This window comes from Streptomyces sp. NPDC045899, from assembly GCF_056431485.1.
On the sequence record NZ_JBWKKP010000015.1, the window covers coordinates 137,576 to 157,305 of the forward strand.

Here is a 19,730-nt window from a genome sequence, read left to right on the forward strand (position 1 = left end):
GAAGGAAGCGACATCATGCGCCAGATCGCCCTCCCCGTCGCCGCGGTGGTACTCACCCTCGGGCTGACCGGGTGCGGGGCGGGCTCCGCCGGTGGCTCCGACGACGGCACCCTCGTCGTCGGGGCGACCGCCGTCCCGGCCGGTGAAGTGCTCGCCCACATCGAGAAGAACCTGGCGGAGAAGGCCGGGCTCTCGCTGGAGGTCAAGGAGTTCACGGACTACGTCCTGCCGAACACCGCCCTCCAGGAGGGTTCGCTCGACGCCAACCTGTACCAGAACGCCCCGTTCCTGGATAACTTCAACCAGACCGAGGGCACCGATCTGGTGGCCGTCACGGACGCCTATCTGCCCCCGATGGGCGCGTACTCCAAGCGCGTCAAGGACATCTCCGCGCTGTCCGAGGGCGCGACCGTCGCCGTGCCCAATGAACTCACCAACGAGGGGCGGGCGCTGCAGCTCCTCGCGGCCAAGGGCGTCATCGGGCTGAAGAAGGACGCCGGACCCACCGCGAGCCCGGCCGACATCACCTCCAACCCGAAGAAGCTGACGTTCAAGGAGCTGGAACCCGCCCAGCTGCCCCGCTCCCTCGACGATGTGGACGCGGCCGTCATCAACAGCAATTACGCGCTCGACGCCGGACTCGACCCGGCCAAGGACGCGATACTGCTGGAGTCGGTGAAGGGAAATGAATACGCCAATGTCCTCGCCGTGAAGAAGGGCAATGAGGGCGATCCGCGGGTGAAGAAGCTGGCCAAGCTGCTCACCTCCCCCGAAGTGCGGAAATTCATCCAGCACAAGTACCGCGGTTCGGTGCTGCCGGTCACCGCGGGTTAGCCGACGACAAGCCCAGGGCTCCGCATTCCGGCACACAACCGGATGCGGAGCCTTCCGCTTGGCCACCCCGTGCTGCGTTTCCCCTGGCCGATGCTGCATGCTGGGCACTCTTGACGGCTACGGAAAACGACCCCCGGTTACGGAGCGGCGCATGACATCCACCTTCCCGGACATCTCCATCAGCACCGAACGCCTGGTGCTGCGCCCGTTCGAGGAAGCGGACGTACCCGCGCTCGCGGAGATGATGACCGACGAGCTCGTGGTCACCTGGACCAGGGGGCCCCTCCCGTACACCCAGCGCGACGCCCGCGACCAGGCGCTGCGGCTCGCCCCGGCGGAACGCACCACCGGCCGTGGAATCGTCTTCGCCGTCGCCGAGTTCCTCACCCAGCGACTGGTGGGACTGGTCCATCTGCGCAACACCGACTGGCGGGTCCTGGGCGCCGAGGTCAGCTACATCACCGCCCCCTGGGCGCGCGGTGAGGGCTATGCCTCGGAATCGGTGCTCGCCGTCGCCCGCTGGCTCTTCCAGGACCAGAAGTTCGAGCGGCTGGAGCTGCGCACCGCCGCCGACAACACCGCCGCCCAGCAGGTGGCCCAGAAGGTCGGCTGCATCAGCGAGGGCGTGCTGCGCAACGCGGGGATAGCCCGCACCCAGACGGAGGACGGCGGCTGGACGGATCTGCGCACCGACCTCATCGTGTGGAGCCTGCTCGCCGAGGACCTCGACGGGATCCCCGAGTCCATGGCCGGATCGGACGCCTTCGGCGGCTATTCCGACTGGGGCTGACCCCGGGGACGCGCGCCCCCGCGCCCCCGGCGCACCACCCCGGCCGCCGCCCCCGCTCCGGCGGTCCGGACCAGGCGGGGTAATCTGCCCGAGCCCGCGTACCGCGTACTCACGTACCGGCCCGCCCGCGCCGCACCGCGCCATCCGGCGGCCGCGTCCGCGGCGCACCCGCGAACCCTCGCGAGCACACCCCGCGGCACCCGCCGCACCCGGCACACCTGCGGTACCCCGCACGGCGACCCGACCGACCGAACGACACCCGGGGAGACAGACGACGATGGCCGACCGCGTCACGGTGATCGGCTGGGACGGCTCACCGCTCACCGACGTGGCCCGTTCCGCCCTCGGCGCGGCCACCCTCGTGGCCGGAGCCGCCCACCATCTGGCGTTGCCCGAAGTGCCACCGGGCGCCGAGCGGATCCGGCTGGGCAGTGTGGACCTCGCCGCCCGCCGCATCGCCCAGCACCGCGGCTCACCCGTGGTCCTCGCCGACGGCGACCCCGGCTTCTTCGGTGTCGTCCGGGCCCTGCGCGCCCCCGAGCACGGGCTCGAGGTCGAGGTCGTCCCCGCCGTCTCCTCCGTCGCCACCGCCTTCGCCCGCGCCGGAATGCCCTGGGACGACGCCCAGGTCGTGGTGGTCGCGCACAGCCGCGATCTGCGCCGCGCCGTCAACGTCTGCCGTGCCCACACCAAAGTCGCCGTCCTCACCTCGCCCGGCGCCGGGCCCGCCGAACTCGCACTGCTCCTCGGCCCGGTGCACCGCACCTTCGTCATCTGCGAGGCCCTGGGCACGGAACGCGAGCAGGTGACCGTCCTGACCTCGGAGAAGGCCGCCGACCACGTCTGGCGCGACCCCAATGTCGTCATCGTCATCGGCGGCTCGGGCACCACCGCCCCGCCCGCCGGGCGGCCCACCGGAACCGCGCGCGGCGCCCTGCACGGCGGCTGGATCGCCGGACGGGACCCCGGCTTCCCGGGCGCCGTCCGCGGCTGGGCGCTGCCCGCCCCCGCCTACGCGACCGTGCTGGGCGAGAGCGAATCCCAGCAGTTGCGCGCCCTCCAACTGGCCCGGATCGGACCCCGGGTGGGCGACCTGGTCTGGGACATCGGCGCGGGCAGCGGCGCGGCCGCGGTGGAGACCGCCGGGTTCGGCGCCGCCGTGATCGCCGTGGACCGGCACGCGGACGCCTGTGAGCGCACCGCGACACTCGCCCGCCGGTTCGGCGTCCAGCTCCAGGTCGTCCAGGGCACCGCCCCCGACGTCCTGGAGGACCTCCCGGAACCGGATGTGGTGCGCATCGGTGGCGGGGGCGCGTCCGTGGTCGCCGCGTGCGCTGCACGCCGCCCCGAGCGCATCGTCACCCACGCCACCACCCGGGACGAGGCGGAAGCCGTGGGGCGGGCGCTGGAGGACGGTGGCTACGCCGTCGAGTGCGTCCTGCTGCAGTCCGTCGAGTTGGACACGCGGGGGTGGACCGAACGCGAGCGCGCGGTCGCCTTCCTGGTCTGCGGCCACCGCCCGCACCAGTGATTTTGTCCCTGTGACGTTCGCCCCGTGCATCGCCCCGGTGACCTTCCCGCGGGCTCGCGCGGGGTAGGCTGGCGGATCGTTGTACTGCCTGTGCCGCTGCCCGGTGTTCGGCGCTTTATCGGTCAATGGCCGGAATATGTGCCTCCCTTGATGGGGCCGCGGCAGGCAAGCCTCGGGCGTGCTACGTGCCGCGCACGGCGCACGCTCGTTCTTGCTCACGGGGCTTGCTCTCGGCGGTAGGCGGTTGGAAGGAGCACTAGCGATGGGCGAGGGGTACGCATGACCGACACCGGCCAGGTCCCGGGTGAGGGACAGCCGGAGAACGCAGGCGGACGACTCGGACACCCGCACCCGGCGGATGTCCACTCCCCGCCCGCCGACGCCGGTTACACCGAGCAGCCGCAGCCCGGTGCCGCTCCCTACCCCTACCTCGAACCGCACGAGACCGGCGGCGAGGAGGACGACCTGCTGCTGATGCCCGGCGCCCAGGGCGCCTGGAGCGAGCAGCAGGCCCAGTACCAGCAGCCGTCGGCCGGAACGCCGCCGCACGGCACCTACGCGGACGGGGTGCCGGACCCGGCCGCCGCCGAGTACGCCGGAGCGCAGCCGGCCGCGGCCCCGCAGGCCCCCGAAGCGCAGCCGCAGCCCCTTCAGCAGCCGCTGTCCCAGCCGCAGCCGCTCCACCAGTCCCCGCCGCAGCCCGCGCGGCGGCCGTTGCACATGGGTCCGCCGCTGCCCGACGCCTCCAATGGCGTGGTGCGGTCACTGGCCGACCGGGGACCGGCCGCCGCCCGGCACGCCGGGACCGCCCCGCATGTCGAGCCCCCGGTCGTGGAACCGGAGGCCGAGGCGGAGCCGCAGGGCGTCCTCGCCGAGCCAGGACCCGAGCCCGAGCCCGTGTCCCAGCCGGAACCGCAGCCCCAGCCCGAGTACGTGGTGGAGCCGGAGCCGGAGCAGTCGGCCGGCGGCGAGTTCGTGGTGGGCGCGCAGGGCGCGGACTACGCCACCGCGCCGGAGTACGCGGCGGGGCCGCAGTACTTCGCCGCCCCGCCCGAGGACGCGGCGCCGCTCCCCGGCCCGCAGCTCGCGGACATTCCGCAGCCGGGCGAGGCGTGGGACTCCGCGCCGCCGCAGGCGCAGCCCGCACCGCAGGTCCAGCCGGAGCCCGTGCGGGAGCCCGAGGCCGAACCCGTGCCCGAGGCCGAGGCCGAGCCCATGCACGCAGAAGCGGTCGGTCGTGCGGAGGCGGTCGCGGCACCGGAGGACACCGGGGTGTCCGAGCCGGTCCAGGATGCCGACGTGCCCTCGGCTCCCCTGCCCGCGGAACACACCGGACCGTCGGAGCCCGTGGAGCCGGAGTCCGCCGAGACGCCCCCGGCTGCCGCGACCATCCCGGCCCAGGGCGGTGAACCCGTCATGGAGCCCGCCCATGTGCCCGCGCCCCACGCGGCGGCCGCGCAGGGTGCGGACGCCACGATGGCCGAGGAGCCGGTGATCGGTATCCCGGCCCAGGTCCAGCCCGCTCTCGCTCCCGAGCAGCTCGACGCACGGTCCGCCCCGTACCCCGGCCCCGTACCGGAGATCCCGGCGCAGCTGGCGCACGAGGCCGTGACCACACCGGCCGACCCGGCCCCGGCGGAGGAGGACGCCCCGCAGGCGGAGGACGCCCCGCAGGTGGAGGACGCCCCGGTGGCGGAGGCGGCCCTGCCGGCGGAGCAGCCCCCGGCCGTGGAGGAGGCCATGACGTCGGAGGAGGAGACGCCGTGGCCCGCGGAGGAGCAGGGCGCTCACCCCGCGGAGCCGGTCGCGGTCGACCCCGGTCACTCGATAGTCACTGACGATCAGTCCCAGCCCGCCGAGGCCGAGGCCGAGGTCGTGGCCGAGGTCCCGGTACCCGAGGCGGACGCGGCAGCGGAGGCCCCCGCGGAGGAGCAGGTCGAACTCCCGGGGGCGGAGGCCGTCGAGGAGGAGCCCCCGCAGCAGGACGCCGTACCGGAGGAGCTCGCCGGGGTGGAGACATCCGAGGCCGGGCCCGCGGTCATGGAGGCCGCCGAGCCGGTTGAACCCGTCGAGGCCGTCGAGGCCGCCGAGGCCGCCGGGGAAGAGACCCCCGAGCCCGTCGTCCAGGAGCCGGCCGCCGAGGAGACTCCCGAGGCCCCCGCGACCGAGGCTCCCGCCGACGCGACCGAGGCCCCCGAGGCCGAGACCGTGGAGGCCGTGACCCCCGAGGCCGTGACCCCCGAGGCGGTGGCCGCCGAAGCCGAGGCCGAGGAGGCGAGCGAGGCCGAGGACATGGCCGAAGCCGGGGAGCCCGTCCCGGCCGTGGCACCCGACGCCGTCGCCGAGGACACGGCCCCCGCCGACACGGCTCCGGAGGGCGCCGACGCCGAGGCCACCGAAGAGCCCGAGCCCGAGGCCGAGCCGGAGCCCGAACTCGAACGTGAACCCGAGCCGGAGCCCGAGCCGCTCGGCCCGCCCGCCGAGGGCTACGCCGAGGCCGAGCGCGCCGCCGTGCACCGCGTGATGCGCGAGCGCCGCGACATCCGCAACGGCTTCCGCTCCGACCCCATCCCGCACGAGGTGCTGCTGCGCGTCCTCGAAGCCGCGCACACCGCGCCCAGCGTCGGCCACTCCCAGCCGTGGGACTTCGTGGTCATCCGCTCCGAGGAGACCCGGCGCACCATGCACGAGCTGGCCACCCGCCAGCGCGAGGCGTACGCCAAGTCCCTCCCCAAGGGCCGGGCCAAGCAGTTCAAGGAACTGAAGATCGAGGCGATCCTCGAGACCCCGGTCAACATCGTCGTCACCGCCGACCCGACCCGCGGCGGCCGTCACACCCTGGGCCGTCACACCCAGCCCCAGATGGCGCCGTACTCCTCCGCGCTCGCCGTGGAGAACCTCTGGCTCGCGGCCCGCGCCGAGGGCCTGGGCGTCGGCTGGGTCAGCTTCTTCGACGAGCGCGAGATGGTGCGGTCACTCGGGCTGCCCGAGCACCTGGAGGCCGTGGCCTACCTGTGCGTCGGCTACGTCGACGAGTTCCCGGAGGAGCCGGAGCTGATGCGGGCCGGGTGGTCCAAGCGCCGCCCGCTGTCCTGGGTCGTCCACGAGGAGACGTACGGCCGCCGCGCGTTGCCCGGCGAGGACCCGCACAACCTGCTCCAGGAGACCCTCCAGGGCATCCGCCCGCTGGACGCCAAGGCGCTCGGCGAGGCGTGGGAGCGGCAGAAGCGGATGACCAAGCCGTCCGGTGCGCTCGGCATGCTGGAGATCATCTCCGCGCAGCTGAGCGGACTGTCGCGGCAGTGCCCGCCGCCGATCCCGGAGCCCGCCGCCGTGGCGATCTTCGCGGGTGACCACGGGGTGCACGCCCAGGGCGTCACCGCCTGGCCGCAGGAGGTCACCGCCCAGATGGTGGCCAACTTCCTGGGCGGCGGTGCGGTCTGCAACGCGTTCGCCAGCCAGGTCGGCGCCGAGGTGTGCGTGGTGGACGTGGGCGTGGCGAGCGATCTGCCGAGCACCCCCGGTCTGCTTCCGCGCAAGGTGCGGGCAGGCACCGGTGACTTCACCACCGGACCCGCGCTGAGCCGCGAGGACGTGCTGCGCGCCCTGGAGGTGGGCATCGAGACCGCCCGCGATCTGGTGGCCGCCGGGAACAAGGCGCTGCTCACCGGTGAGATGGGCATCGCCAACACCACCGTCTCGGCCGCCCTGGTCTCGGTGTACACGGGTGTGGACCCCTCCGAGGTGACCGGGCGCGGCACCGGTATCAACGACGAGATGCACGCGCGCAAGATCGACGTCGTACGGCGCGGTCTGGAGCTGCACCAGCCCGATCCGGCGGATCCGATCGGGGTGCTGGCCGCGTTCGGTGGTCTGGAACACGCCGCGATGGCCGGTCTGCTGCTGGGCGGCGCCTCGCTGCGCACACCCGTCATCCTGGACGGGGTGAGCGCGGGGGCGGCGGCCCTGGTGGCACGGGCCATCGCACCCGAGGTGCTGGCCGCGTGCATCGCCGGGCACCGCAGCGCCGAGCCGGGTCATGTCGCGGCCCTCAACAAGCTGGGTCTGCGTCCCCTGGTCGATCTGGATCTGCGGCTCGGTGAGGGGACGGGCGCGCTGCTCGCCCTCCCGGTGGTGCAGAGTGCCGCGCGCGCGATGCACGAGGTGGCCACGTTCGACTCCGCCGGGGTCACGGAGAAGAACTGAGGCGAGCCCCCGCGACGTAAGGTGTCCGCGGGGGCCACGCCCCACTGTTGATCAGCCGCTCCAGTGCCGCAGCGGCAGGCATTCGCACGAGGAGAGCCGCACCGCATGTCCGAGAACTTCGCCTACCCCGTCGGACTGCGCCTTGCCGGGCGGCGCGTCGTCGTGCTCGGAGCGGGCCAGGTCGCCCAGCGCCGGCTGCCCGCGCTGATCGCGGCGGGTGCGGACGTCCTGCTGATCTCCCCGTCGGCCACCGCCTCGGTGGAGGCGATGGCCGAGGCGGGCGAGGTGCGCTGGGAGCGCCGCCGGTACCGTGCGGGCGACTTCGAGGGCGCCTGGTACGCCCTGATCACCACGGATGACCCGGAGGCCAACGCCGCCGCCTCCGCGGAGGCCGAGGAGCGCCGGGTGTGGTGTGTGCGCAGCGACGACGCCGCGGCCGCCTCGGCCTGGACCCCGGCCACCGGGCGCAGCGAGGGCGTCACCGTGGCCGTGCTCACCGGACAGGACCCGCGCCGTTCGGCGGCGGTACGCGACGCGGTGGTCGAGGGGCTCCGTGACGGTACGCTCGCCGCGCCCCGGCACCGGGCCCGCGGTCCGCGGGTGTCCCTGGTGGGCGGCGGCCCCGGCGATCCGGACCTGATCACCGTGCGCGGCCGTCGGCTGCTGGCCGAGGCGGACGTGGTGGTGGCCGACCGGCTGGGTCCCCGCGATCTGCTCGATGAACTCCCGCCGCACGTCGAGGTGATCGACGCCGCGAAGATCCCGTACGGGCGTTTCATGGCGCAGGAGGCGATCAACAACGCGCTGATCGAGCACGCCAAGGCGGGCAAGTCGGTCGTCCGGCTCAAGGGCGGCGATCCGTTCGTCTTCGGCCGCGGGATGGAGGAGGCGCAGGCCCTGGCCGAGGCCGGGATCCCGTGCACCGTGGTGCCCGGGGTGACCAGCGCCATCAGCGTGCCGGGCGTGGCCGGGATCCCGGTCACCCACCGCGGGGTGGCCCATGAGTTCACGGTGGTCAGCGGACATGTGGCGCCCGAGGACCCCAGCTCGCTGGTGGACTGGTCCGCGCTCGCCCGGCTGCGCGGCACGCTGGTGCTGCTGATGGCCGTCGAGAAGATAGGGGCCATCGCCACCGCGCTCATCGGACACGGCCGGGCCGCGGACACCCCGGTCGCGGTGGTCCAGGAGGGCACCACCGCCGCCCAGCGGAGGGTGGACGCCACGCTCGCCACGGTGGCGGAGACGGTGGCCGCCGAAGGTGTGCGGCCGCCCGCGATCGTGGTGATCGGTGACGTCGTCACTGTCGCCTCCCCCGACCACACCTGACCCGGCCGCCCGTGGCGTAACCGCGGGTAACGCAAATCGCGTCTGCCGCATTGGCACCGCAACCAGGACAAGGCAGTATCACTCAAGTGGCTGATCTCATCACCGTCGATGATCCCGACGACCCGCGGCTGAGCGACTACACGGGTCTGACCGATGTGGAGCTACGGCGTAAGCGGGAGCCCGCCGAGGGCCTGTTCATCGCCGAGGGCGAGAAGGTGATCCGGCGCGCCCGGCAGGCCGGTTACGAGATGCGCTCGATGTTGCTGTCGTCGAAGTGGGTCGATGTCATGCGCGATGTCATCGAGGACGTCCCGGCACCGGTCTACGCGGTCAGCCCCGAGCTGGCCGAGCGGGTGACGGGCTATCACGTCCACCGCGGCGCCCTCGCCTCCATGCAGCGCACCCCGCTGCCCGAGGCCGGGGAACTGCTCGCCGGAGCCCGGCGCGTCGCCATCATGGAGTCCGTCAACGACCACACGAACATAGGGGCGATCTTCCGCAGCGCGGCGGCCCTCGGCATGGACGCCGTCCTGCTCTCCCCGGACTGCGCCGATCCGCTCTACCGGCGCTCGGTCAAGGTCTCGATGGGTGCCGTCTTCTCCGTCCCCTACGCCCGGCTCGAGACCTGGCCGCGCGGACTGGAGACGGTCCGTGACGCGGGGTTCACCATCCTCGCCCTGACCCCCGACGAGAAGGCCACCAGCATCGACGACGCGGCGCCGCACCGGCTGGACCGCGTCGCCCTGATGCTGGGCGCCGAGGGCGACGGCCTCTCCGCGCAGGCGCTGATGGCCGCGGACGAGTGGGTCCGCATCCCGATGGCCCACGGCGTGGACTCGCTCAACGTGGGCGCGGCCGCGGCGGTGGCCTTCTACGCGGTGACCGCGGGCCGCCCCCAGCACTGAACCGACCGGCGGACCGGGCCCCCGGACCGTCCTAACGCCATCCGCCGTGCTGCACGGCCGTCGACGGGGCACCGGGCACCGACGCCGGCGTGCCGAGTCCGTTCGACGGGCCCTCACAGCCCTGCGCCGCGGCGATCCCCAGCGCCACCAGCAGCGTCACCACCACGAACACCGTCAGCCGCTGCCGCAGCAGCCGGGGGTTCGGACCGCCGGGCCGCCGTCCGTTCGGCGTCGTGCGCACCGTGCGTGCGGGCGGGCCGGGGCGGCGGCGCGGCGCGCCCTGGCGCGCCGGGGTGTTGCGCCCCGGCGCACGGCCCGCGCCCGTACCGGACCCCTGCCGGGACGACGCACCGCGCGGGGCGGCCCCCCGGGACGGGTGCGAGGCGCCCCGGGGCGGCGGAGTGCCTCCGGGCCGCCGCTCGGTGTGCTGCTCCGCGTACTGATCGGCACGTCGCCCGGTGGGCCGGGACTCGGACGTGCCGTACGGCGCCCCGCCGTACGGCTGCCCCGGACCCTGCTCATGGCCGTGTCCGTGGCCCTGTCCGTGGGCTTCGCGCGCCGCGATCTCCTTGAGCCGCAGCGACAGCTGGAGGGTGCTGGGCCGGTCCTCCGGATCCTTCGCCAGACAGGCGTGGAGCAGTGGCGCCAGCGCGTCCGGCACCCCGATCAGCTGGGGCTCCTCGTGCACCACCCGGTAGAGCATCACCTCCGAACTCCCGTGCCCGAAGGGGGAGTCCGCCGTCGACGCGTAGGCGAGCGTGGCGCCCAGCGCGAAGACGTCGGTCGCCGGGGTCACCGTCGCGCCCCGCACCTGCTCGGGCGCGAGGAAACCGGGCGAGCCGACCGCCGTGCCGACATGGGTCAGCGTGCTGGCCCCGGTCGCCCAGGCGATACCGAAGTCGATGATCCGCGGGCCCTTGGGGGAGAGCAGGATGTTCGACGGCTTGAGGTCGCGGTGGACCACTCCGGCCTCATGGACCGCCAACAGCCCCTCGGCCAGGGCCGACCCGATCGAAGCGACCTGCGCCGCGGGCAGCGGGCCCTCCTCGTTCACCTTGTCGTGCAGGGAGGGGCCGGGTACGTACTGGGTGGCGAACCACGGGCGGTCGGCCTCGAGGTCGGCGGCCACCAGCCGCGCCGTACAGCCGCCGCGGATCCGGCGGGCGGCCGACACCTCGCGGGCGAACCGGGAGCGGAACTCACGGTCCTCGGCCAGGTCCGGCCGGATCACCTTGAGCGCCACGCGCTGTCCGCGCCGGTCGGAGCCGAGGTAGACCACCCCCATACCGCCTGCGCCGAGCCGCCGGTGAAGGCGGAAGGAACCGACGACACGCGGGTCCTCGCGCCGGAGCCGCATCATCGCCATGTCCGTCCCCTGCCTCCGGTGGGGCGGGCCCGTCCGGGCCCCGGTGTGAGCCCTGGAGGGGAGCCCCATCCGCTGCCGTCCACTGCTGTCCGTCTGACGTGCACAGCTTACGGATTGACGGCCCCGCGCGCTGAGAGGCCGCGCATGCGTCGGCCGACGGATTGTCAGTCCCCCCTGGGATCCTGGAGATGTGGGCCGGAAACGTGGCAATCCGTGCCCGTGCTCAGGCATGCGTGATCTCAAGGGGCCGTCCCAGAAGGGGGATTGAGAGCGTGAAGGGTGACCGTGTGGAGATAGTGGTGGATGCCGGGGACACGACCCGGACGTACGAAGTCACGGCGAGCAGGGCGGGCCGCCGGGTGGAGACGGCGGTCCGGCGCGGGGTGGTGGAAGTGAGCGAAGTCACCCGTAATGGGTCCGTCGTCCGCACTGCGCGGTTCATGGCCACCCGGGTGCTCGCGCTGGTGGAGCAGCCGGTGCCGCGCAGCGGTGTGGACGAGGGCGAGGACGAGGCGGCGTAGCGGGGGAGGAGCGGGCCGGGTGAGGGGGCCGTTCCGGTGTCCCCTCACCCGGCCCTTCCGGGATGACCCCGGCTCCGGGAGCGGAGTCTCCACCCAGGGGAGTACGCACGGTGGTCCGGGGTCATCCTCCGGGAGGCCCGTCAAGCGGTACGAAGGCATGACGCCGAGCGCGGGGTGCGCGCCTAATGTTGTCGTCAAGCGGCGGGCGCAGCACTCGTCCCCCGAGGTCAGACGCTCGCCGCCCCAGATGTGAAGGAGGAGGGACGATGGCGCACACGGCTGGAGGTTCGGTCATCCGAGTGCGGCGGCGCCGGATCGCCGAAGCGTTCGCCGGCTCCGAGCCGGGCACCCGTCATCCCTTGGTCGCGGTGGCCATGGTGCTGCCGCTGGCCGTCCTGCTGAGCATCGCCTTCGGCGGCTGGGAAGCCGTCGTCACACAAGCGTCGTCCGTGGCGGGAATGCTGGGGCGCTGAGCGCCCCGGGTCCAGGAGAGCGGCCTGGGCCGGGGACTTCCTGTCATCAGCCCCGTGGGGACGGGGGTGCGGCGGACGGCACGAATGCCCGGACAGCTGGGGAGCTGTCCGGGCATCGCGCCGTCCAGGGCCGTCTGTCGGATCACACACGCGGCCGCGACCCCGTGGCGGGGTCGCCGGGGCCGGTCACGCTCCGGGCCGGGATCGTCCGCGTGCCGGGAGCGCGGCGCCTGCCCAAGGCCGTGACGTTGCACGTACCGCGCGGGTGCGGCGACGTGTCGGCGCGGGCTTCGTCCGCATCGGCGACATCGTCCCCCGCTTCATCGGCCACGGCCTGACCACCCTCCAGGAGAGCTGAGAGGTCATGGATCGGGCGTATGGCACGGGCCCCTGGCCGGCCCGCCGGGGTACGCCGCGCGGGGCCACCGCAGCGGGTGCGGCGCGGGTCCACCCCCCTCGGCCTGCCGAGGGGGAAGGAACCGGGCCCAAGGCCACGACGCCAGACGTACCGCACGGGACCATGGCCGGCCCCGCCGGGCGTATCGCCCGGGCCCGGCCGTCGTTCTGCGCGTCGGTCCGCCGTGGCGCCCAGCCCCGGTCCGGCCGCTGTCGCGGCGTTCATCCAGGGCCCCGCCCCTGCCGCGCTCGCTGGTGGTTAGGATCCCGACGACATCGTTCTTGAGGGGGAGCCGTGGGCACGACGCGGGCATTGCTGGCCGATGCCGTCCGGGGAATCCGGCCAGGCGCCCGTGACGAGGCCGTCGTCCTCGCCGACCGCCCCGACGGGACCGTCGTCCGCTGCGGCCCGGTCGTCGCCAAGGCCCATGCCCCGGACGCCGATCCGGCCGCGCTGGCCGCCAGGCTGGAGGTCGCCGCGCATCCCCGCTGTGCCGGGGCCCTGCTCGCCCCGCTCGCGGAGGCCGGGGCGCTGCCCGACGGACGGCGGATCACCCTGTGGCCCTACGGGGAGCCGGTCGCGCCGGACGAGCCCGGCGCGGCGCCCTGGGCGGAGGCGGGGACACTGCTCGCGCGGCTGCACACCGTGCCGCCCGCCGCGCTCCCCGGGCCGCTGCCGCCGATGCGCGGTCCCGCCAAGGCGGCCCGCGCCCTCGACCGGCTCCGGGCGGTTGCCACCACCGCCCCGGGGCTCCCTCCCCGGCTGGCCGCCGCCGCGCATGCGGTGGAGCGGGCCTGGGCGGGGTTGCCCGGGTGGGCGCGCTCGGCGCCCGGCGAGGGACCGGCCGGATCCGGCCCCGGCGCGCTCTGCCACGGAGACTTCCACCTCGGCCAACTCGTCGGGCACCAGGGCCGCTGGCTGCTGATCGACGTCGATGACCTCGGTCTGGGCGACCCGGGCTGGGACCTGGCGCGCCCCGCGGCCTGGTACGCGGCCGGGCTGCTCGCACCCGCGGACTGGGCGGCGTTCCTCGGGGCGTATCGCGCCGCGGGCGGTACGGCGGCGGGGCCGGACGATCCGTGGCCGCGCCTCGACGTACCGGCGCGCGCGCTCACCGTGCAGACCGCCGCGCTCGCCCTGGCCAAGGCGGCCGCCGCGGAGCGGGCGTTGGACGAGGCGGAGGAGGCCATGGTCGACGCCTGTGTCCGCGTCGCCCGGCTCAGCGAGGCCGTAGGGTGAACTCACCACGGCTGGACGGACGTTCCGGCGGTGTGTTTTGTCCGTAGTTGAGGGAGATGAGCGGACCATGCAGTGTCCCAAGTGTCATGCGCCGATGCACACGTACAACCGCAATGGCGTGCAGATAGAGCAGTGCAGCGGCTGCCGGGGGATCTTTCTGGACTACGGGGAGCTCGAGTCGCTGACCCGGCTGGAGGCGCAGTGGACCCAGCAGGCTCCGCCCGCGCCCCCGGCTCCGCCCGCTCCCGGCGCTCCGCAGGCGTACCCGGCCGGGCCCGCGTGGGGCGCGCCGCAGCACGGCCACCACGGTCATCACGGCCACCACAAGCACCACCGGGGCTTCGGCCACATGCTCTTCTCCTCGTGACCATGGCACGATCCTGAAGGCGTAGCAGCCTGAAACGGCGGAGGGCCGGAGCTGATCGCTCCGGCCCTCCGCCGATCGGTGTGGACGATACTGGGATTGAACCAGTGACCTCTTCCGTGTCAGGGAAGCGCTCTCCCGCTGAGCTAATCGTCCTCGGGACTGCGTGCGCGATACTGGGATTGAACCAGTGACCTCTTCCGTGTCAGGGAAGCGCTCTCCCGCTGAGCTAATCGCGCGAGAAGGGCCCGTGAAGGCCCCAGTGGACGATACTGGGATTGAACCAGTGACCTCTTCCGTGTCAGGGAAGCGCTCTCCCGCTGAGCTAATCGTCCGAGGTGGAGACGGGATTTGAACCCGTGTAGACGGCTTTGCAGGCCGTTGCCTCGCCTCTCGGCCACTCCACCAGGCGCGGGGACTCTGAAACCCCCACTCCGAGCGGACGACGAGATTCGAACTCGCGACCCTCACCTTGGCAAGGTGATGCTCTACCAACTGAGCCACGTCCGCAGGTGTCGTTTTCCCGGGGCGCTTCCGCGTCCCGGCGACGTGTTGAACTCTAGCGGATTCCCCGGCCAGCTCAAATTCCGTTTCCGCAGCGTGCTGCGCTGCTCGCACGGCGGGGCCCGGTCCCCACCGCCGCTCCCGTCCCCTGCGAAGCCCCTGTGACCAGGGCGCCATAGACTCACAACCGTGCACAACCTGCCCCCTCTCGCCCGCTTCGGCGGCCTGCTCGCCACTGATCTCCGTGATGTGACCAGTGACCCCGCAGCCCTGGACTCCCGGGGTTTCTGGGCCGTTGTCGCGGACTTCGAGGGCGGTACGGTCTGCGCCCGCTTCGGCGACGTACGGTCCGCGCCCGTGCCCGCCCCGGTGCCCGGCGCCTGGCGGGGACCCGCGCCGGAGGACTGGGACTCCTCGCTGGACCGGGCCGCCTACACCGAGGGCGTACGGCGCATACGGCGCCATATCGCCGCCGGAGAGGTCTACCAGGTCAATCTCTGCCGGGTGCTGTCCGCGCCGCTGCCCGATCCGGACGCCGCCGACGTGGACGCGCTCACCGCGCTGCTGGCCCGGGGCAACCCGGCCCCGTACGCGGGTACGGTCCGGCTGCCCGCCCACGGGGTGGAGGTGGCCACCGCCTCGCCCGAGCTGTTCCTGCGCCGCACCGGCCGCACCGTGGAGTCCGGGCCGATCAAGGGCACCGGCCGCAGCGCCGCGGACCTGCTGGAGAAGGACCACGCCGAGAACGTGATGATCGTGGACCTGGTCCGCAACGACCTGGGGAGGGTCTGTGAGACCGGTTCGGTGACCGTCCCCGCGCTCTGCGCGATCGAGCCGCACCCGGGACTGGTCCACCTCGTCTCCACGGTCCGCGGTGAGCTGGCCGCCGGGGCGGGCTGGCCGGAACTGCTGGCCGCGTCGTTCCCGCCCGGCTCGGTCAGCGGTGCGCCCAAGTCCAGTGCGCTGCGCGTCATAGAGCGGCTGGAGACCGCGCCCCGCGGTCCGTACTGCGGTGCGGTCGGCTGGGTGGACGCCGACCGGGGCACCGCCGAGCTGGCCGTCGGGATCCGGACGTTCTGGATAGACCGGGCGCCGCCCGGCCCGGCCGGTGGCGGCGCCGTGCTGCGCTTCGGGACCGGGGCCGGGATCACCTGGGGCTCCGACCCGGAGGACGAATGGGAGGAAACCGAACTCAAGGCGTCGCGGCTGCTCGCGGTAGCGTCGGAAGTACAGCAGCCGACGGGAAGGGCGACACGATGACGACGCTCACGATCTGGCTCGACGGATCCCTGCACGAGGCCGACACCGCCCGGGTGTCGGTGTTCGATCATGGACTGACGGTCGGCGACGGTGTCTTCGAGACGATCAAGGCTGTCGAGGGACGCCCCTTCGCGCTCACCCGCCATCTGCGGCGGCTGGCCCGCTCCGCACACGGTCTGGGTCTGCCCGAGCCGGACCAGGACGAGGTGCGGCATGCCTGCGAGGCGGTCCTCAAGGCCAACCCCATGGCGCTCGGACGGCTGCGGATCACCTACACCGGAGGGTTCTCCCCGCTGGGCTCGGACCGGGGCACCGAGGGCCCCACGCTGGTGGTCGCCATCGTCGAGACCCACCGGCGGCCGGACACCACGGCCGTGGTCACCGTGGACTGGGCGCGCAACGAGCGCGGGGCGCTCACGGGTCTGAAGACCACCTCCTACGGCGAGAACGTGGTCGCCCTCGCCCGCGCCCGGGAACACGGCGCCAGCGAGGCGCTGTTCGGCAACACGGTCGGCGCCCTGTGCGAGGGCACCGGCTCCAATGTCTTCGTGGCCCTCGACGGCGAGCTGTACACCCCGCCGCTCACCTCCGGCTGCCTCGCGGGCATCACCCGCGCCCTGGTCCTGGACTGGGTGGGCGCGCGGGAGGCCGATCTGCCGCTGGACGTGGTGGAGCGGGCCGAGGAGGTCTTCCTGACCTCCACCACGCGTGATGTGCAGGCCGTGCACCGGGTGGACGAGCGCGCCGTGCCCGGCGCCCCCGGCCCCGTCACCGCCAAGGCCATGCGGATCTTCACCGAGCGGGCGGCGGCGGACATCGACCCGTGACGGCCGCCCGGCCGCGTACCGGACCGCGGGGCGCAGGACCCGGCCGGATGGGCCGGGTCCCCGAAGATCCGTCGAAAAGCTGATGACGAGCGCGCGGCGGGCCGGTACAACACCAGGGTGACCACCACCCTGCGGCCCACCGAGCCGGAGCAGCGCACCGAGGGCGGCGGACGCGCCCGCTCGTACGAGGTGTGCGTCAACAGCCGCCCCGTCGGCACCATCCGCCTCACCACGGACGCCCGGCTCGGCCCGGCGGCCGGACGTGTCGAGCACCTCCGGGTCGACGAGGCGGACCGGCACCGGGGCCGCGGCACCGTCGCCGCCCTCGCCGCCGAGGAGGTGCTCCGAGGCTGGGGGTGCACCCAGGTCGTGGCGAGCGTGCCCGCGTCGGCCACCACCGCGCTGGGGCTGGCCACCGCCCTCGGCTACCGCGAGCGCGGCCGCAACATGGTCAAGCCGCTCACCGGGGCGCCCGCGCTCCCCGACGGCAGCGCGATCCGGCCGCTGACCGAGGCCGAGTACCCGGCCTGGTACGCCCATGAGCGGGCCGACTACGTCAAGGATCTGGTCCAGCGCGGACTGAGCGGACCCCAGGCCGAGGCCAAGGCCGACCGTGACTACGAGACATTGCTTCCCCACGGCCGGGACACCGTGGGCGCCTGGCTGCGCGTCCTGGTCCACGACGGCGCCGAGGTGGGCACCCTGTGGGTCGCGCTGCGCGAGGGGGAGGCCGACGCCGCCGTGATGGGGGAGGCGTACGTCTTCTCCGTCGAGGTGGCCGAGGAGCACCGCGGCCGGGGCCACGGCCGCACCCTGATGCTCGCCGCCGAGGGCGACGCACTGGCGGGCGGGGCGCACAGCCTGGGACTGCACGTCTTCGGGGGCAACACCCCCGCGCTGCGCCTGTACGAGTCGCTCGGCTACGAGCCGGTCGAGTACCAGCTGTTCAAACCGCTGCTGTAGGGCGGCCGACGGGGCCGCCCCACGCCGTCAGGCAGGTTCGGCCAGCAGCCGCGCGACGATCTCCTCGATCCGCTCCCGCAGCCCCTCCTGGCTCTTGCCGCCGTCCAGCCGCTCGCCGCCGATCACATAGGTGGGGGTGCCGGTCACTCCGATCGCCTTGCCCTCGGCCTGGTCCGCGTCCACGATCAGGATGTGCCGCCCGTCGATCAGCGCGGTGTCCATCTCCTCGGCGTCCAGGCCCAGTTCACGGGCGATCTCGACGAGCAGCAGCTCACCCCGCTCGGCCAGCTCCCCGGTACGCGCCAGCACCGCCTCGGTGTACGGCCAGCCCTGCCCCTGGGCGAGGGCCTCCTCGGCCGCCTGGGCCGCGGCGTGGGCGTGACGGTGGCGCTCCAGCGGGAAGTGCCGCAGCCGGATCTCCAGGGCGTCCCCGAAGCGGTCGCGCAGCGCGCTGAGATCCGCCAGCGCCGTACGGCAGTCGGGGCACTGCAATTCGCACCACACATCGAGTACGGGACGTGCGGGATCGGTGTCGCTCATGGGGCCAGTCTTCCAGCCCGCCGCGGTCGCGAGGCACCCGGAGGGCGTTCGGCCCCGGGGAGGAGACGGTCCCCGGAGATGTCCCTGATCCCGCGCCCCGGCCGTGGCCCCTTCCGCCCCCGGGGGTGCAGGATGGAGGGACCGGACATCCGTCCCGGTATCCACCGGCAGGAGGACCCGATGCTGACCGACACCGTCTGCGCAGCGCTCTCCGCGGCCGGACTGGGCATCGCCGGTGTGACCGCTTACCGCAAGCGGTTCCTGGCCGCGGCCCGGATCGCCGCCTACGCGCTGGTGCCGCTGGGCCTGGCGATGACCGGGATCCTGGACTGGCTCACCGACCTGGTCTTCAAGCCGACCGTCTGGGCGGGCTTCGCCGTGCTGGGGCTCTCCTGGGCGCTGTTCATGGTGACCCGGGCCGTCGAGCGCCGCCGGGGCGGCACCCGCGAGGAGCGCCGTGCCGCCGCCGCGGCCGGGCAGGGTGGCGCGTCGGCTCCCGCGGCCTCCGACCCCGCCCTCGGCGCGTCCGGTGCCAAGGCGGCCCGGACGGGCCGTTCCGGCAAGGCGTCCGGGGCGTCGAAGAGCAAGGCCGGAACCAGCTCGGACACAGAAGACTTCTCAGACATCGAAGCGATTCTCAAAAAGCACGGAATCTGACGAACTACCGGTCAAAATCGGCACGATGGTCGTAACCGGGGTTTGCGCTGCGCCATGATCTGCCGCGAGATGCTGCAAACACCCGGGGAGCAGTCCCCCATCGAAGGCCCCCCTGTGCCCCCGAGCGAGGAGACCCGTGGCTGTCTCTTCGCCCTCTCCCAGCCGCCGCTGATGTTCTTCCTGGCGGTCATAGGCACCCTGCTCTTCATCACCGCCCTGCACGACCTCCACCGCTGGTGACGGGGGACCCGGCCCCGGCTCAGCCGGCGGCCTCCCGGCGACGCGCCCGGTAGGCGGCGACATGCAGCCGGTTCCCGCAGGTGCGGCTGTCGCAGTAGCGGCGGGAGCGGTTGCGGGACAGATCCACGAAGGCGTGGCGGCAGTCCGGGGCCTCACAGCGCCGCAGCCGCTCGCGCTCGCCCGCCACCACCAGGAACGCCAGCGCCATACCGCCGTCGGCCGCGAGGTGGTCGGCGACCGACGCGCCCGGCGCGAAGTAGTGCACATGCCAGTCGTAGCCGTCGTGGTCGGTGAGCCGTGGAGTGGTCCCGGCCGCGGCGATCATCGCGTTGAGCAGTTCGGCCGCGCGCGGGGTGCCACCGGCGTCCTCGGCCGCGCCGAAGACCTCGGCGAACCGGGAGCGGACGGCCCGTACCGCGGTCAGATCGCGGTCACCGAGCGTGCCGATGTCGCTGATCGCATGGCGCTCGACGAATCCCCGCAGGGCGTCGACATCGGTGAGACCGTCCGTGTCCGTGCCCTCGGGCGCGGTGTTCACCAGATCGACGACCACGTCGAGCGCGCACCGGGTGTCGTGATTGATCAGCACCATTGGCTCCCTGACCGGCCGGGTCGGAGGCTGCTTCTGGACCGCCCCTCGGTCCGACCGACTCTAGCGGCGCGCGGAGCGCGGTGTGACACCGCGTGCCCCCGTGGGGTCACACACGGTGGTGGGGGGGGGGGGGGGGGGGGGGGGGGGGGGGGGTGGGGGAGGGGGGGGGGGGGGGGGGGGGGGGGGGGGGGGGAG

18 protein-coding genes and 5 tRNA genes are annotated in these 19,730 nt (G+C 73.7%); 15 read left to right on the top strand and 8 right to left on the bottom strand.

Going from position 1 to position 19,730, the window contains the following annotated elements; genetic code table 11:
* Positions 1-15 precede the first annotated feature (15 nt).
* The 6 genes from AC07FT_RS22975 to AC07FT_RS23000 all read left to right on the top strand — a co-directional run bounded on the left by AC07FT_RS22975 (position 16) and on the right by AC07FT_RS23000 (position 9,592).
* Positions 16-834 (top strand): MetQ/NlpA family ABC transporter substrate-binding protein, encoded by an 819-nt coding sequence (locus AC07FT_RS22975; protein ID WP_479177875.1) that lies wholly within the window; start codon positions 16-18, stop codon positions 832-834.
* Between the two features lie 151 nt (positions 835-985).
* A complete protein-coding gene (locus tag AC07FT_RS22980) occupies positions 986-1,624 on the top strand; it encodes a GNAT family N-acetyltransferase (protein ID WP_471206707.1) in 639 nt (212 codons plus the stop codon).
* A gap of 277 nt (positions 1,625-1,901) precedes the next feature.
* On the top strand, positions 1,902-3,155 hold the full coding sequence (gene cbiE / locus AC07FT_RS22985) for a precorrin-6y C5,15-methyltransferase (decarboxylating) subunit CbiE (RefSeq protein WP_479177876.1): 1,254 nt from the start codon (positions 1,902-1,904) through the stop codon (positions 3,153-3,155).
* 279 nt (positions 3,156-3,434) lie between these two features.
* Complete coding sequence (gene cobT, locus AC07FT_RS22990) at positions 3,435-7,361, top strand: nicotinate-nucleotide--dimethylbenzimidazole phosphoribosyltransferase (RefSeq protein WP_479177877.1); 3,927 nt, start codon at positions 3,435-3,437, stop codon at positions 7,359-7,361.
* Between the two features lie 105 nt (positions 7,362-7,466).
* Entirely contained in the window at positions 7,467-8,687 is a 1,221-nt protein-coding gene (gene cobA, locus AC07FT_RS22995) for a uroporphyrinogen-III C-methyltransferase (RefSeq protein WP_471206699.1), read from the top strand.
* An 86-nt stretch (positions 8,688-8,773) separates the two neighbouring features.
* Positions 8,774-9,592 carry a TrmH family RNA methyltransferase gene (locus AC07FT_RS23000; RefSeq protein WP_431772967.1) on the top strand — a complete coding sequence of 273 codons (819 nt, stop codon included), beginning with the start codon at positions 8,774-8,776 and terminating at the stop codon, positions 9,590-9,592.
* 31 nt (positions 9,593-9,623) lie between these two features.
* Here the strand turns inward: AC07FT_RS23000 and AC07FT_RS23005 are convergent, their stop codons facing one another.
* Positions 9,624-10,958, bottom strand: a complete 1,335-nt coding sequence (locus AC07FT_RS23005) for a serine/threonine-protein kinase (RefSeq protein WP_479177878.1) — start codon at positions 10,956-10,958, stop codon at positions 9,624-9,626.
* Between the two features lie 272 nt (positions 10,959-11,230).
* Between AC07FT_RS23005 and AC07FT_RS23010 the strand changes: the two genes are divergently transcribed.
* The 4 genes from AC07FT_RS23010 (at position 11,231) to AC07FT_RS23025 (ending at position 13,955) form a co-directional block, all read left to right on the top strand.
* Positions 11,231-11,479, top strand: coding sequence for a hypothetical protein (locus AC07FT_RS23010; RefSeq protein WP_471206691.1), 249 nt, complete (start codon positions 11,231-11,233; stop codon positions 11,477-11,479).
* A gap of 266 nt (positions 11,480-11,745) precedes the next feature.
* Positions 11,746-11,952, top strand: coding sequence for a hypothetical protein (locus AC07FT_RS23015; RefSeq protein WP_479177879.1), 207 nt, complete (start codon positions 11,746-11,748; stop codon positions 11,950-11,952).
* 709 nt (positions 11,953-12,661) lie between these two features.
* Positions 12,662-13,588, top strand: a complete 927-nt coding sequence (locus tag AC07FT_RS23020; RefSeq protein ID WP_479177908.1) for a phosphotransferase family protein — start codon at positions 12,662-12,664, stop codon at positions 13,586-13,588.
* Between the two features lie 67 nt (positions 13,589-13,655).
* A complete protein-coding gene (locus tag AC07FT_RS23025) occupies positions 13,656-13,955 on the top strand; it encodes a TFIIB-type zinc ribbon-containing protein (protein ID WP_479177880.1) in 300 nt (99 codons plus the stop codon).
* An 81-nt stretch (positions 13,956-14,036) separates the two neighbouring features.
* Here the strand turns inward: AC07FT_RS23025 and AC07FT_RS23030 are convergent.
* The 5 genes from AC07FT_RS23030 to AC07FT_RS23050 all read right to left on the bottom strand — a co-directional run bounded on the left by AC07FT_RS23030 (position 14,037) and on the right by AC07FT_RS23050 (position 14,462).
* A tRNA-Val gene (locus AC07FT_RS23030) sits at positions 14,037-14,108 on the bottom strand.
* 11 nt (positions 14,109-14,119) lie between these two features.
* Positions 14,120-14,191: transfer RNA gene (locus AC07FT_RS23035), tRNA-Val, on the bottom strand.
* A gap of 24 nt (positions 14,192-14,215) precedes the next feature.
* A tRNA-Val gene (locus AC07FT_RS23040) sits at positions 14,216-14,287 on the bottom strand.
* A 1-nt stretch (position 14,288) separates the two neighbouring features.
* Positions 14,289-14,359, bottom strand: a tRNA-Cys gene (locus AC07FT_RS23045).
* A gap of 30 nt (positions 14,360-14,389) precedes the next feature.
* Positions 14,390-14,462, bottom strand: a tRNA-Gly gene (locus AC07FT_RS23050).
* A gap of 183 nt (positions 14,463-14,645) precedes the next feature.
* Here AC07FT_RS23050 and AC07FT_RS23055 point away from each other — a divergent pair.
* The 3 genes from AC07FT_RS23055 to AC07FT_RS23065 all read left to right on the top strand — a co-directional run bounded on the left by AC07FT_RS23055 (position 14,646) and on the right by AC07FT_RS23065 (position 17,506).
* Positions 14,646-15,716 (top strand): chorismate-binding protein, encoded by a 1,071-nt coding sequence (locus AC07FT_RS23055; RefSeq protein WP_471206685.1) that lies wholly within the window; start codon positions 14,646-14,648, stop codon positions 15,714-15,716.
* Entirely contained in the window at positions 15,713-16,543 is an 831-nt protein-coding gene (locus tag AC07FT_RS23060) for an aminotransferase class IV (protein ID WP_471206682.1), read from the top strand. The genes AC07FT_RS23055 and AC07FT_RS23060 overlap by 4 nt, the downstream gene beginning before the upstream one ends.
* Positions 16,544-16,660: 117 nt before the next feature.
* Complete coding sequence (locus AC07FT_RS23065; protein WP_479177881.1) at positions 16,661-17,506, top strand: GNAT family N-acetyltransferase; 846 nt, start codon at positions 16,661-16,663, stop codon at positions 17,504-17,506.
* Positions 17,507-17,533: 27 nt separating this feature from the next.
* On the opposite strand, the gene AC07FT_RS23070 is transcribed toward AC07FT_RS23065, so the two are convergent.
* Positions 17,534-18,046, bottom strand: coding sequence for a DsbA family protein (locus AC07FT_RS23070; RefSeq protein ID WP_479177882.1), 513 nt, complete (start codon positions 18,044-18,046; stop codon positions 17,534-17,536).
* Between the two features lie 180 nt (positions 18,047-18,226).
* On the opposite strand from AC07FT_RS23070, the gene AC07FT_RS23075 reads away from it, so the two are divergent.
* Positions 18,227-18,703, top strand: coding sequence for a hypothetical protein (locus AC07FT_RS23075; RefSeq protein WP_479177883.1), 477 nt, complete (start codon positions 18,227-18,229; stop codon positions 18,701-18,703).
* A 69-nt stretch (positions 18,704-18,772) separates the two neighbouring features.
* Positions 18,773-18,943 carry a hypothetical protein gene (locus AC07FT_RS23080; protein ID WP_471206671.1) on the top strand — a complete coding sequence of 57 codons (171 nt, stop codon included), beginning with the start codon at positions 18,773-18,775 and terminating at the stop codon, positions 18,941-18,943.
* Between the two features lie 19 nt (positions 18,944-18,962).
* On the opposite strand, the gene AC07FT_RS23085 is transcribed toward AC07FT_RS23080, so the two are convergent.
* The gene (locus tag AC07FT_RS23085) at positions 18,963-19,532 is read right to left on the bottom strand and encodes a CGNR zinc finger domain-containing protein (RefSeq protein WP_479177909.1); all 570 of its coding nucleotides are present in this window, start codon (positions 19,530-19,532) and stop codon (positions 18,963-18,965) included.
* Positions 19,533-19,730: the final 198 nt, after the last annotated feature.